The organism is Helicobacter sp. T3_23-1059, assembly GCF_053654515.1.
Map to the genome: position 1 here is coordinate 1 of NZ_JBSIUV010000010.1, position 13750 is coordinate 13750.

Annotated in this window: 10 protein-coding genes and 1 pseudogene; 6 read left to right on the plus strand and 5 right to left on the minus strand. The window is 39.3% G+C overall.

From position 1 onward, the window contains the following. Positions 1-153 precede the first annotated feature (153 nt). On the minus strand, positions 154-813 hold the full coding sequence (locus ACWIX0_RS04305) for a tetratricopeptide repeat protein (protein ID WP_454172247.1): 660 nt from the start codon (positions 811-813) through the stop codon (positions 154-156). 456 nt (positions 814-1269) lie between these two features. Continuing rightward, entirely contained in the window at positions 1270-2208 is a 939-nt protein-coding gene (gene htpX, locus ACWIX0_RS04310) for a zinc metalloprotease HtpX (protein WP_454172249.1), read from the minus strand. A 285-nt stretch (positions 2209-2493) separates the two neighbouring features. Here htpX and ACWIX0_RS04315 point away from each other — a divergent pair, with 285 nt between their 5' ends. The 4 genes and pseudogenes from ACWIX0_RS04315 (at position 2494) to ACWIX0_RS04330 (ending at position 7159) form a co-directional block, all read left to right on the plus strand. Beyond that, positions 2494-3207, plus strand: a complete 714-nt coding sequence (locus ACWIX0_RS04315) for an outer membrane protein assembly factor BamD (RefSeq protein ID WP_454172251.1) — start codon at positions 2494-2496, stop codon at positions 3205-3207. Positions 3208-3341: 134 nt separating this feature from the next. After that, complete coding sequence (gene lon, locus ACWIX0_RS04320) at positions 3342-6140, plus strand: endopeptidase La (RefSeq protein WP_454172253.1); 2799 nt, start codon at positions 3342-3344, stop codon at positions 6138-6140. Positions 6141-6401: 261 nt separating this feature from the next. Beyond that, a pseudogene (locus tag ACWIX0_RS04325) lies at positions 6402-6725 on the plus strand (DMT family transporter); the annotation flags it as partial. 122 nt (positions 6726-6847) lie between these two features. Continuing rightward, positions 6848-7159, plus strand: coding sequence for a DMT family transporter (locus ACWIX0_RS04330; protein WP_454172254.1), 312 nt, complete (start codon positions 6848-6850; stop codon positions 7157-7159). 231 nt (positions 7160-7390) lie between these two features. Here ACWIX0_RS04330 and ACWIX0_RS04335 read toward each other — a convergent pair whose 3' ends face one another. The 3 genes from ACWIX0_RS04335 to hisS all read right to left on the minus strand — a co-directional run bounded on the left by ACWIX0_RS04335 (position 7391) and on the right by hisS (position 11463). Continuing rightward, positions 7391-8248, minus strand: a complete 858-nt coding sequence (locus ACWIX0_RS04335) for a flagellar hook-basal body protein (protein WP_454172256.1) — start codon at positions 8246-8248, stop codon at positions 7391-7393. 153 nt (positions 8249-8401) lie between these two features. Continuing rightward, on the minus strand, positions 8402-9715 hold the full coding sequence (locus tag ACWIX0_RS04340; RefSeq protein WP_454172258.1) for a CapA family protein: 1314 nt from the start codon (positions 9713-9715) through the stop codon (positions 8402-8404). A gap of 359 nt (positions 9716-10074) precedes the next feature. Continuing rightward, positions 10075-11463 (minus strand): histidine--tRNA ligase, encoded by a 1389-nt coding sequence (hisS, locus tag ACWIX0_RS04345; RefSeq protein ID WP_454172260.1) that lies wholly within the window; start codon positions 11461-11463, stop codon positions 10075-10077. A gap of 132 nt (positions 11464-11595) precedes the next feature. Here hisS and ACWIX0_RS04350 point away from each other — a divergent pair, with 132 nt between their 5' ends. Beyond that, positions 11596-12921 carry a glycosyltransferase family 9 protein gene (locus ACWIX0_RS04350; protein WP_454172261.1) on the plus strand — a complete coding sequence of 442 codons (1326 nt, stop codon included), beginning with the start codon at positions 11596-11598 and terminating at the stop codon, positions 12919-12921. Positions 12922-12991: 70 nt separating this feature from the next. Then, the gene (locus ACWIX0_RS04355; RefSeq protein ID WP_454172263.1) at positions 12992-13579 is read left to right on the plus strand and encodes a flavin reductase family protein; all 588 of its coding nucleotides are present in this window, start codon (positions 12992-12994) and stop codon (positions 13577-13579) included. Positions 13580-13750 lie beyond the last annotated feature (171 nt).

Consider the following 13750-nt stretch of genomic DNA (forward strand, 5'->3'; position numbering starts at 1 on the left):
CTTGTGGTTTTGTTTTTAGACACTCGTCCAAAATATTTTCAAAGATAAAGGCCTCTTTGTCATTTTGTTTAATATACAAAATCAAAGAATCGCATTTTGATTCTATACGACAGCTTGGGCTATTATAGATTATATTTTTTGTATTTTGTGCCATCACTGCACGCCTTGATTGTTTAGTAGTTTGTAATTATCACAGCCCTTTTGTGCGCCCAAATCACAGGCTTTGCCGTAGTATTGCTTAGCGATAGAGAGATTTTGCTTCACACCTTGTCCGTTGTCATATAGCACACCTAGATTATTGCACGCGCCAGCATATTTCATATCACAGGCTTTTTTGTAGAGTTCTGCTGCTTTGTGGAAGTCTTGTCGCACACCTTTGCCATTAAAATGCATTAGCCCTAAGATGTAGCAAGAAGCTTCTTGTATATCGCTAACTTTGTTACACCCGATTTCAAAATATTCCTTTGCGTTAAAATAATCATTTAATTGATAGTAAGCCCTTCCCAATTCACCGTATGCAATGTATGCAATACTATTCCCAAAAGCGATGGCTTTTTCAAAGTATGGTATCGCTTCTCTAAAATACCCCGCTATGTGATAAACTGCACCCACAAAACCACAATTATTTGTGCCTGTCTCTTTAGTGCATTGCTCCACACTAGCTAAACCATCATCAATCAATGCTTGACACGCGCTTTTATCATCGTCAGAGCAATTATGTCTAGCCTTTTCCCACTCATTTTCGCTCATCGCTCCCATTCCCACGCTTAGCACACCTGCTATGATTCCAAACACTAGCACTAATTTTTTCATTGTCTTGCTCCCTTTGTAGTTTTTTTTGCCTTTATCAAAAAAGCGTTTTTGCAAGAAAAAGCGATACTACAAAAAAAAAAAAAAAACAAAGTGTTAATATGCGGATTTTACGGGTTTTTTGCAAAAATGGATTTGCAAAATGTGATTTTGTGGGATAGATTTTGTAAGCTAGATTTGTGAAGTGGATTTGCGTATATTAAGGTGGATTGGCGTGGAATTTGACAAATTGGCAAGATTTTTGCAAAAATGGATTTTGTCAAAATCTATGTTTGAATGTCATTTGTAAGGTGCAAATCTTTGCAAGAGATTTTTCAAAAAAAAAGTTTTTGACAAAAAAGGATTTTTGCAAAAAAAATTCAAAACAAAATTTGCAAAAAAAGATTTTGACAAAATCTCTAAAATCTTAAAAAACTTTTTTCACAAAATCTGTTTTATAAAAATCTATTTTTACAAAATCTACTCCCCACGCAAAGAGCGGATACGATTTTGCAAACTTGGGTGCGTGCTAAAAGAGTCGCTAAAGATATACGCTGCTTTTCGCGTGGGGTTTGTATCTACTTGGCTAAAATCATTTTGGGCGTAATTGTTGTGGATTTTTTCTAGCGCGGAGATGAGTGGGCTTGGCGTGTGCATAAGGTATGCGCTCCCCGCATCAGCCATATATTCACGCGAACGGCTAAGAAACATTTGTAGCCATAGGGTAAGGATTGGCAGGATAAATTGCAAAATCAGCAAAATGCTTCTTGCTTTGCTTGCGCCGTGATTTTGGCGATTGCCCATAAAAAGCCAAATGGCGTTATTGCAAACCAAAAGCAAAATATTGCTTAAAATCCCCACGCACATTGTTAGTCGAATATCGCCGTGTCGTATGTGGCTTAGCTCGTGGGCTAGCACGGCGCGAAGCTCTTGGTCGTTTAGATTTTCTGCAAGCGCGGAAGTAATAGCGATGAGAGAGTTTTCTTGTTGCCAACCGCTTGCAAAGGCATTCATATAAGGCGCGTGGATAAGGTATAATCTAGGGGCGTCTTTTGTCGTGCTAGCACCTGCGCGGCGCAACACATCATCAAACGCCATTTTTATGCGCGCTTGCAGAGGTGGCAAGGCACGAGAATCTAGCAATTCATACTCATCGCCTTTTAGCATTATCGCATCAAATCGCTTCAAACTATACACGATAATCCCAAATGCAATAAGCGCGGAAATGATAGTAACAAGCGGGATTTCTTGCCCGCTTAGCAACGCCATAAATCCCCACTCTAAGCTAGTCGCATCAAGGCGCACAATATCTACCAACAATCCCACAAGCACAAAAATAGCCACATAGCAAATAAGAACGCAATTTGTTTTAAGATGATTTTTTTGCAAGATTGCTTGAAAAGTTGGATTTATATCCATAATGCCTCCTTAGAAAATAAAATGAAAATGTGATATTTTAGCAACTTTCATAGAATTTATGCAAAAGCAGTGCCATAAATGCTTTTTGTATGTTTTTATTTTTGAAATTGTCTTAGATTTTGTCGTGTGGATTTTGGTTTTGCGTGTGTTTTTGTGTATTTTTTGGGTTGGCTTTTTGCTAGAATGCTTAACCTTTTTTGGCTATAATGCGCGTTTATGTTTTTTTTTGCTTTTTTGACTAACGATATTTCATTTAACTGCGCTATAAGCGCAAAAAGGCTTGCGATGACAAACTTTATCAAAAAACTTTCATTTTTTAGCGATTTTTCAAGTAATCATTTATTAGCGTTTATCAAAATCTTATTTGTTGTGGCGTTTGCGCTGTTGCTTGCCTGCACGGTTAGCTCTTGCAAAAAGAAAAAAGAAAATGAGCTAAACAAACCCGCAATGTATTGGTATCAAAATATATTAAAAGAAATCCGTGCGGGCAACCTAGAAAATGCGGATAATTTTTACGCTTCGTTGCAAAGCGAGCATATAAACTCGCCACTTTTGCCCGAAGCGATGATGATACTAGGGCAGGCACATATCCAAAAAGAGCAGTATTTGCTAGCAGAATTTTATTTTGATGAATATTTGAAACGATTTGCAAACGCAAAAAATGCTGATTATTTGCATTTTTTGAAACTACAAAGTCGCTACTATGGGCTAAAAAGCTCTAGCAAAGATCAAGAGTTTTTTTCAGATAGTTTGAGCGATTTTGATGAGTTTTTGGATACTTTCCCAGATAGCAAGTATGTGCCATTTGTCAAAACAATGCAGGTGCGATTTGTGCTAGGGCAAAATGAGCTAAACAAAGGAATCGTGCGCGTGTATAAAAAGGCAAAAAAACAAGCCGCACAAGAAAAATATGATGAACGCATAGATGATGAGCTAGAGGAGGCTACCAAACCTAAGCCATCGCATATCCCGTGGTATGTGAGAATGTTTAATTGGTAGAATCTATGTTGCTTATTTTGGCATACATTTAAAAAGCGCGAGATTTTACAAAATCTACGATTCTATAAAATCCAAAATGCCATAAAATCTGCGTTAGGATTACCCCAAATTGTCATAAATTTAAGGAGAGAAAAATGCAACCAAATAATATTGATTTTCCTATGAGATTGCCCGTGATTGTGGAGGAGGATAATTTCTCATATCCATTTAGTATCGTGCCGATTTTTACCCACGATGAAAAAAACATAAAAGCCGCAAATAAGGCGTTGGATAAAAATGATTTGGTGTTTGTGTGCTGTGGGACAAATGAAATCACTGAAATCCCAAGCGAAATGACAGGGCAAAATCAAACACAAAATCTAGCCACGACAAAAAACACTTCAAATGATTTGCCTAGCGGTGCAAAATCTAATATTGATTCTGCAAAATCTAGTGCTAGCATAGAAATGCTAGATAATATCTCGACACTTAAAATACCTTTTTTTGATGTGGGGGTTATCGGCACGATTATGCGCAAGGTGCATTTGCCAGATGGTCGCGTAAAGCTACTTTTTCAAGGGCTTACAAAGGGGAGGATTTTATCCGTCCAAAAAGACGAATGCTACGAGGCATTGGTAGATATTATCAGCTATAAAGAATGCTCTTTTGCGCAAGTGGAGGCTATGAGCAAAGTGCTACGCGAAAAGGTGCAAAATCTAGCAAATATTAGTCAAGTGCTGTTGCCACCTGATTTGCTAAAATCTATCGAGGAGACAGGAGAGCCAAACCGAATGATAGATTTAGTCGCTTCAAGCATAAGGCTAAAAAAAGAGCAGGCATACAAGCTATTTAGAAGCGATGATATTGAGGAGAGGTTGCTTTTGCTGATAGATTTTGTCTCCGAAGAAATCCAAATCCAAAAACTCCAAAAAGAAATCAAAACCCGCGTGCATAATAAAATGGAGCAAACAAATAGAGAATATTTCCTAAAAGAGCAACTTCGACAAATCCAAAAAGAGCTAGGTATCGACAAACAGCGCGATGAGGAAATACAGCAATATGAAAAAAAACTAGAATCCATAAAGCCACATCTAAACAAAGAAGCATACAAAGAAATCAAAAAGCAAATCTCTCGCCTAAGCAAAATGCACCAAGAAAGTGGCGATGCAAATATCCTCCAAAACTATGTAGAATGGGTGCTAGAAATCCCATTTGGTAAATACGCTAAAGAATCCCTATCAATCAAAAATGTCCAAAAACAGCTTGATTTAGATCATTTTTCGCTTTTGAAGCCAAAAGAGCGCATTGTGGAGTATTTTGCAGTCAAAGAATTGATAGCAAAAAAAGAAAAAGAAGCGCAAAAAGAGCTGGCAAAAAAAGCAGGAAATGCAAAATCTAGCAAAGATAGCACGAAAAATCCCAATGCAAAAAACGCCAAAGATTCTAAAGATTTTGTTTTGGAATCCATAAAAGATACGATTTATAACCCATCAAAAAATTCTAGTTTGGATTCTAGTGATTCTAGCGATGAGGGCGAGGAGGACAAAGAGCTAGAAATTCCTAGCAAGTTGCCAAAAAGCGACACAAAAGAAAAAGGGACGATTTTGTGTTTTTATGGACCACCTGGGGTTGGGAAAACTAGCCTTGCAAACTCCATAGCCACAGCCATAGGACGCGAGCTAGTGAGAATCGCGCTAGGTGGGCTAGAAGATGTAAATGAGTTGCGAGGACATCGCAGGACTTATATCGGGGCAATGCCGGGCAGAATCACTCAAGGGCTAATCGAAGCAAAACAGATGAACCCCGTAATCGTCCTAGATGAAATCGATAAAGTGGCAAGAGGCGTTAGAGGCGACCCTACAAGCGTGCTTTTAGAGATTTTAGACCCTGAGCAAAATGTCGCTTTTAGGGATTATTACAACAACTTTAGCATTGATTTATCGCAAGTGATTTTTATCGCTACGGCAAATGACATAGGCAATATCCCTCCGCCTTTGCGCGATAGAATGGAGTTTATCGCTATTTCTAGCTACACGCCACAGGAAAAAGAACAAATCGCGCTAAAATATCTTATCCCTCAAGAGCTAAAAAAGCACGCTTTAAGCCAAGAAGAGATTGAATTTACCAAAGAAGCGATAAAAACGCTAATCGAGCGATATACACGCGAAGCGGGCGTGCGAAATCTGCGCCGTGTGATTGCTAGCATAATGCGAAAAGTCGCTACCAAAATCCTAACACAAAGCAACTATCAAAAAATCAAACTAACGCCAAAACTTATCCCAGATTTTATCGATAAAATCGTGTATGAAATCGACCCTGCGAGCAAAGTAGCACGGGTTGGAATCATCAATGGGCTTGCTTGGACAAGCGTAGGTGGCGATGTGCTAAAAATCGAAGCAATCAAACTAAAGGGCAAAGGAGGGCTATCCCTCACAGGCTCTCTAGGCGATGTGATGAAAGAATCCGCTAAAATCGCACACTCTGTCGTAAAAGTCCTGCTTGATGAAAACAAGCTAGAATCCCTAGAATCAAAAGAGGGCAAAAAATCCAAAAAATCTAGCAAGATACAAAAAGATTCTAAAGATTCTAGCGAGGATTTGCCATTTTATTCGCGCTATGATATTCATTTGCATTTGCCAGAAGGCGCAGTCCCAAAAGATGGACCAAGTGCGGGAATCGCTATGGCGTGCGTGATAGCATCTATACTATGCGAAAAGCCCGTGAGTGGGGACATCGCAATGACGGGCGAGCTAACACTTAGCGGAGATGTGCTAGCCATAGGCGGGCTAAAAGAAAAGCTAATCGCAGCGCATAAAGCGGGGATAAAAAAGGCGTTGATTCCTACTAAAAATTATGAAAGAGATTTAGGCGATATACCAAAAGAAGTGCTAAATAGTTTGCAAATAATCCCCGTAAAAAATATCGATGAAGTGTTTAAGCAAGTATTTGGTTGATTGTTTGTTTGGAGGGTTTGGAGGGTTTAAATAGTTGTGGTGAAGTAAAATCAAAGATTTTGCATAGATTTTCTTTTGACAAAGGTAAGTGTTTTTATTGACATTGCCCGTTAAAATCTGCTAGAGTGCCACGCCAAAATCAGCACAATAAAAGAGGAGAAATCTATGCGGGTAAATAACCTAACCAAAATCCGCTTAAAACGGAGGGCGTTTGCCAAACGGCTTAACGCCACACTATCTCAAAAATTTCAGAATTTAAATATTACGCCCAGCAATCTCGCGTGGGGCTTAGTCATTTTGGGTGGGATTGTGGAGTGCTTTTGGGTAAGCGGGCTAAAATACGCCAATACGCCTTTGCTTTATATGCTTACCGCGCTTGGCATTGTGTTTTCATTTACGATGATGGTGCTAGCCCTCAAGGTGCTTGAAGTAAGCGTGGCTTATAGCGTGTTTGTCGGTATCGGCACAGCAGGCGTGGTGGCAGGCGAGATTTTCATCTTTGGCGAGCCGTTTTCTCTCATAAAAGTGAGCCTTATCGCATTGTTGCTTTTTGCTGTCATTGCGCTAAAATTTGTCTCGCAAAAAGAAGACGGCGTAGCGCAAGATGAAGCCATAGTCGAGAATCTCGCGAACGATTTAAAGATTGATAACGCGTTAGATTCGTTGCTAGATTCTAAGTTGGTTACAAAAAGCAAGGGAGGGAAGCGATGAGTTGGGTATTTTTACTTTTAGCTGGATTTATGGAGGTGCTAGGCGTCATCTCAATGAAGCAATACGCAAGCAGTGGGAAAATCTACTACCTTATCGCACAAATGGCACTTTTTGCCATAAGTCTTTTTTTGCTCTCGCTTTCAATGCGACAAATCCCTATGGGCACAGCGTATGCGATATGGACAGGGATTGGAGCGTGCGGAGGCGTAATTGTGGGCATAACGCTGTATAACGAAGCAAAAAATAGCCTAAAAATCTTGCTTGTAGGTGTTATCATCGCGTGTAGCGTGGGACTCAAATATTTATAAATCGATTTTGCTTGTGGCAAGTGGTAGGCAAAAATAGACACAAAAATCACAATCTAGCGCGCAAAATCTAAGTCGCCATAAGTCGCAAAAGTAAAAAAACGCCATTTGAAGCACAAAAATCAAAATAAAATCTAGGCAAAAAATAACTGCTTAGATTTTTATTTAGGTAGTGTAAATTTTTGATTTTTTAGCGTTATTTTTTTATTTTGGCGTGGATTTTAGCGCGTGGATTTAGGCTCGCACTGCTAGTTTGCCGATAGCTTCAGGTGCGAAGTCATCGACATATGCCCTCATCGCACGAGAATACATCTCAACTAAGCGATTTGTCTCTATTAAAGCTGTCATTTCTTTTACTGCATTTACATTGCTTTTTTCGATATAGCCTTGAGCTAGCCCGATATTGTTTGTGTTTGTGATTCTATCTTGGATTCTCTCTTTTGGGTATTTATAGAGATTGTAGCCGACTTTTTTTAGATATTTTGGATTGTCAAAGCTAACGATTGCTAATGCCCCGCCATCTGCAGCTATGCCTATTTCTTCGGTGGATAAGTTGCGAAATGTTAGATTCCCATTTTTATCAGCTTCTAGCTGCATTCCTGCATTCATCATTATGCCACCATCTACTTGGGAATCCTCATCATCTGCTTCGCCCAAAGAAGCGCGAGATAGCACGCGAAACCCCTCTTTTGTGCTTAAAAATCCCTCACTATCTATCACGAAACTCCCATCACGCGTATAGCGGATTCCATCAGGTGTGCTTACCACAAAATACGCATTTGGATTTTGCAAGGCAAAATCTAGTGGATTTTGCGTCTCTGCAAACGCACCGATTTGAAACTCTGTATATTCCTCACTGATATTTGGCACGCGGTTTAGATTTCGGTTTTGGTATTGGGCTGCAGCTCTTGTGTGGTCTTTTATAGGAAGTGTGTCTTGGGTTTCTTTGTATAAACGCAGATAATCCCCGATAACCACATCATCGCGCTTAAAGCCATTTGTGTTGAGGTTTGCAAGGTTGTTTGAAATCACATCTAGGCGGTTTATTTGCGTTACCATACCGCCTGTGTTTGCGTAGTATCCATTTATCATTTTGCTAGTCCTTAGCTTTTTTTTAAGCGTTTTTAGTGGCTAGATTTTGGTGTTTTTGTGCCTGCTAAACGCTAATTTAAAGCTAAGCAAAGCAATGCGCGTTCCTAAATAGATTTTAACTAAATAAATATCATCAAATTAGCGTTTGATAAACTAGCGCAAGTTGCGCGAATACTGCTCTAAGCGATTAAAAATCCGCTCATAGCCATTATTTGATTTTGCATTTGAGGTTTGCGGGGCATTTTTTTTGTAGATTTTGGGGGCGTAGTCATTGTGAGTGGTGCTTGAGCTGATACTTGCAGGCACAATATTATGCAGCAAGACAAAATGCCTAGATTTGCCTATGCGCGGCTGGGATTTGATAAATTCACCTTGAGAAAATCTAGCTAGCCATTGTTTTTGCAAGCATTCATTGTTTTCAAAATTTTCAGCAAATTCGTTTGCTTCTTCCTCGCTATCAAAAGCCAAAATCAAACTTTGAAAAATCATCGTATCTTTATCATTTGGATTTTTCGCCCCGCCATAGATAAAATTCCCCAAACTATACACGATTTTTTTGTCTTTGTAATGTTCGATGCCTTGCAAGACATGGGGGTGGTGGGCTACTACCATATCCGCGCCATTATCGATACTAAATCGCCCTAGTTGCTTTTGCGTGGCGTTTGGATAATGCTCCCTCTCTTCCCCCCAATGAAAAGTAAAAATCACAAAATCAGCCCCCATAGATTTTAGCTCTGCGATTTCTTTTGCTACTTGGGATTTTATGCCTAGATTCCAGCCTCTGTGTCCTGCTAGCCCAAATTTTATGCCATTTACCTCTGCTATGCTTAAAATCCCCTCGCCAAATGTGTAAAATCCAGCATTTAGCAAATGCTCTTTTGTGTCCGAAAAACCTTGCGCGCCATAATCGCGTGAATGGTTGTTTGCTAGATTTAGGGCTTCTATGCTCGCTTCGCGCAAAACCTGCGTATAGCTAGATTGCCCTTTGAAAGAAAAAGGCTTTTCAAATGCGTTTTTTAGCTCCCTATCGCTTAGCACTCCCTCCATATTGCCGATGGTTAAATCATCGCTCCCTAGCACCTCTCGCACACCATTGCTAAAGTAAGCAAAATCCCCGTTTATCTCTCTAAATTTTGCATTAAAAGTATCGCCACTAGCACCTTTATAATCCCCCAGCACATTATCGCCTACAAAGCTAAGCAAAGCGGAAGTTTTGGGATTTGGGGCGTTGCATTTTTTTGATTCTTGTTTTGTTTTAGAATCTATTTTTGAAAGGCTAGAATCTTTTTGATTAGAATCTTTTTGTGTGGTAGATTCTGCTATGCTTGATTGTGCTAAATCCATTTGTGTTTGGGGTAGGTTTTTATGACAGCCTGCAAATGTTAATAATATAAATACGCATAAAAGTGGGCAAATTAAAGAAACAATAGGCGCATTGATTATGTTTTTGAATCCTTGATTTTGCATTTTAGATTCTATCCTATGACTTTGATAACAAAAATAGTCGAAAAGGCTAGCGCGATTGCAATTAACACTGTTACTATAAGTCCTATCATTTCATTTTCTCCAATTTATCAAGTTCTTTTTTGAAGCTACAACCACACCAACATATTAAGCCTACCAAGATTATTGCCACAATACCTATAACGATATAATCTATATAGTTTAGCCCGTTTCTATGGGCAAATGTGTAGCCACCCACGCCAAATAGGGCAGTCATAAAGCCTAATATCAAGCTTTTTAACAAATCAAGTTTTGTTTTTATTCTGTCTTTTTTACTCATACGCAAAATTTTAGCACAAAAACATATCCAAATTTTCTAAAATCTATTTTACGATTTCTATCACGCGCAAAAGACTGATAGATTCAAACTGCACGCCTGTTGTCATATTTTTTATGGTAAGCGTTTGGGTGCTAAATTCATTTTCGCCTATGATTATGCAGTGTTCGTGTCCTTTGTTGTTTGCGTAGCTAAGTGATTTTTGCAGTTTGGTGGCTTGTGGATAGACTTCGGTGTAGATTTTGCTTCTGCGGAGATTTTGGGCGATTTGGTGTGCGTAGGGTAAAAACTCTTCTTTCATACATACGATTAGCACTTCTGCACTTGTGCCTTTGCCTTTTAGCACGCCTAGCTCTTCTAGCCCCGCTAGTAGTCTATCTAGCCCGATACTCGCACCCACGCCACTTATGCGCTCGCGTGAGAAACTGCGCGTGAGATTATCATATCGCCCGCCTGAGCAGACACTGCCAAGTGATTTTAGGCGATTTAGCGTGGTTTCATATACGATTCCTGTGTAGTATCCTAGCCCGCGTGCGATAGCAAAGCTAACCCTGCACGCAGAAGTATTCATTTGCACAGAAGTAAGGATTTTAAAGCAAGATTCTAGTTCCTCTATGCCTTTTTTTAGCTCATCATTGTATGTTTTTAAATGCGCTATGGAGTCAAAAAACTCATCTCTTTGCGTGATTTGTTTGATAGAGATTAGTGAGATGATTTCATCTACTTGCTTAGAATCTAGCTTTAGATTTGCGCTTAACTCTTTTGCTAGATTTTCCTCCCCGTTTTTATCTAGCTTGTCAATTAGTCGCAAAAAGCTATCCACATCGCGACTATTTACTATCCCAAAATGCTTTGCGATTCCATTTAGCACACTTCTATGATTTACCCAAATGGTAAATTCATCTAGCCCAAGCGCACTAAGCGAGGCATAAATCACTTCGATAATCTCCGCATCACAGCCGATACTATCACTCCCTATGAAGTCAAAATCACATTGCGTAAATTCTCTATATCGCCCTTTTTGCGCTCTCTCCCCGCGAAACACATTGCCAATGGCAAATCGCTTAAATGGCAAATCTAGCTCGTTTTTATACTGCGTGATAAATCGTGCCAAAGGCACGGTTTGATCAAATCTTAAAACCACATCTCGCCCACCATTATCCACAAATCTATAAAGCTCTTTTTGGATTTCCTCGCCACCTTGTCGCAACAAAATTTCAGCATATTCTAAATGCGGCGTTTCAATCGGCACAAATCCAAAACTCTCAAACACCTTTGTAAGCGAAGAAATGAGCTTTTCTTTTGCCATTGCCTCTTTTGGCAGATAGTCGCGAAACCCACTTAGCGTGCGTGGCGTGATAAGCGTGTTTTTGTTAGAATTTTTGTCGTTAGCAGATTCTAATATGTTGTTTTTGGTTTTTGTGAGATTTGGCATAAAGCACTCCAAGATAAAAATTTGGGGTATTATAACAAAGTTGCTAAAATGCGACTAATAAAACACGCGATAAACTTTTGATGGCACAATGCCACATAATCCAAAATCTACCAAAATATCACAGGAAGCATAATGCAAAATCCACAAAATCCACAAAATCCACAAATTAAACAAACTAGCAACAACGATTCTAATACGCCACAAAATCAGCCATTAAAAATCCTTATTCGCCTGCCAAATTGGCTAGGGGACGCAGTTATGAGCACTCCTAGCTTTGAGCTACTAAAAGCGCATTTTAAAGAAGCTAGATTTTGTCTAGTCGCGCCAAAAGCCGTGCTAGAGGTGTTTAGAGGGGATAAACGCATAGAATCTTTTATCATAGATGAGAGTAAAAAAGCAAAAAATAGATTTTGTGCCACTTACGCTCTTAGCAAGCAAATAAAAGCAGAATTTGGAGTGCCAGATATTGCCTTAACACTTACAAATCATTTTTTTAGCGCGTTTTTGCTATGGCTTACAAATGCGCGTCTTAGGGTAGGGTATGCGCGTTTTTTGGGCGGGATTTTGCTAAACCAAAATGTGCCAAAATTTCGCAATGTCCATCAAGTCCTAAGCTATGTAAATCTAGCCATTTACGCGCTAGATTCTGCGGATTTAGGCAATGTAGCGGATTTGACAAAAAAAGCAAATGTCTTATGCCTAAAAGATTTAGCAAATAATGCTAGATTGCTAGAATCTATCACGCCAAATCTTGCGCTTGTGTTAGCACAAGATGCGATTATCCCAAGTGAGTTTTTGGATATTTTTAGCCAAAATCAAAATGCAAACCCACCTAAAATCATCGGGCTAAATCCAGCTGCAGCCTATGGCAATGCTAAGCGGTGGCTAAAAGAGTATTTTGCGCAAGTGGCAGGATATTTTGCAAGCAGGGGCGAAGTGGTGGTAATTTTTGGGACAAAAAGTGATTATGAGCTAGGCGAATTTATCGCAAAGCAAGCGATAGATTTTGGACAAAATCTAGGGCAAAATCTAAACTCCCAAAAAAATCCACAAAATCCAAAATCTAGCACGCAAAATCTACCCCAAAATCAAACTCAAAATCTAGCTCAAAACCCCGCAAAAAATATCCTAAATCTTTGCGGGAAAACGGATATTGCAGGGCTTATGAAAAGCATTAGCAAGGTTAGCGTAATGATTACGAATGATAGCGGTCCTATGCACTTATCTTGCGCGCTAAGCGTGCCTGTAATCGCGCTTTTTGGTCCCACAAATAGCAAAGAAACAAACGGCTTTCGCGCTAAAGATTTTGTGATATTAAGCAAAAATGTGCCTTGCGCTCCTTGCAAAAAGCGTGAATGTCCTCTGCCAAAAGGAGAGGGACACCATAAATGTATGGTGGATTTATCCCCTTCACTTGTTATCAATGAAGCAAGTAAGATTTTAAATAAAGTAAGCTAAGATTTTAAGCCACCAAAATCAACGCTAATTTGCAACACAACACAAATAAAACAACATAAAAAGGAATGCTATGATAATAGATTTTGAGTTTTCAAGCACACTTGCAAACTATCGACTGCTAAGCAATACGATTACACCTCGCCCTATCGCGTGGGTATCTAGCATAAATGCAAATGGCGTGGTAAATCTCGCACCTTTTAGTTTTTTTGGCATAGTAAGCTCTGTGCCACCGATATTTTCGCTATGCTTTTCGCCAAAAAGCGATGGCGCTCCAAAAGACACTTTGCAAAATCTAAAATCTAGCAAATGCGCCACCATATCGCTTGTGATGGTGGATTTTTTAGAGCGATTAGAGCAGAGTGCTAGCGAGGTAGAATCACACAAAAGCGAAGCTAGCGTGTTTGGCATAGAGCTAGAGAGTGTAGAGTTAGGCTATCCTCCTGTGGCAAAAGGCGTGAAAGTGGCGTATTTTTGCGAGCTTAGAGAGATTTTGGATTTAAGCACATATAATGTTACAGCGTTATTGCAGGCAAAAAAATGTTTTGTAGATGATGAGATTTATAAGGAGGATTTGCGCTTTTTGCCACCGCATTTAGGCAGGGTAGGCAAATACTATTTGCAAGCAAAAGAAGTCATCGATCCAAATATAAAAGACTAAACTTGAAAGACTAAAACACAAAATCTAGCCCACGCTAACAACAAAAAAACTCTAAAAAAATCTCTATATTAAGTGTGCAATCCCAACTCACTAAATATTTAAAAAACTGCTATAACATACAAGACATTTTGCAAGATATTTTGCATAATAATCTGCACGCGATTTTGCAAG

Bases quoted from the DNA above. Each gene is read 5' to 3' on its own strand.
- hisS (WP_454172260.1), bottom strand. From the start codon at position 11,463: ATGCCAAATCTCACAAAAACCAAAAACAACATATTAGAATCTGCTAAC.
- ACWIX0_RS04340 (WP_454172258.1), bottom strand. From the start codon at position 9,715: ATGCAAAATCAAGGATTCAAAAACATAATCAATGCGCCTATTGTTTCT.
- ACWIX0_RS04305 (WP_454172247.1), bottom strand. From the start codon at position 813: ATGAAAAAATTAGTGCTAGTGTTTGGAATCATAGCAGGTGTGCTAAGC.
- ACWIX0_RS04315 (WP_454172251.1), top strand. From the start codon at position 2,494: ATGACAAACTTTATCAAAAAACTTTCATTTTTTAGCGATTTTTCAAGT.
- ACWIX0_RS04350 (WP_454172261.1), top strand. From the start codon at position 11,596: ATGCAAAATCCACAAAATCCACAAAATCCACAAATTAAACAAACTAGC.
- ACWIX0_RS04335 (WP_454172256.1), bottom strand. From the start codon at position 8,248: ATGATAAATGGATACTACGCAAACACAGGCGGTATGGTAACGCAAATA.
- ACWIX0_RS04330 (WP_454172254.1), top strand. From the start codon at position 6,848: ATGAGTTGGGTATTTTTACTTTTAGCTGGATTTATGGAGGTGCTAGGC.
- htpX (WP_454172249.1), bottom strand. From the start codon at position 2,208: ATGGATATAAATCCAACTTTTCAAGCAATCTTGCAAAAAAATCATCTT.
- ACWIX0_RS04355 (WP_454172263.1), top strand. From the start codon at position 12,992: ATGATAATAGATTTTGAGTTTTCAAGCACACTTGCAAACTATCGACTG.
- lon (WP_454172253.1), top strand. From the start codon at position 3,342: ATGCAACCAAATAATATTGATTTTCCTATGAGATTGCCCGTGATTGTG.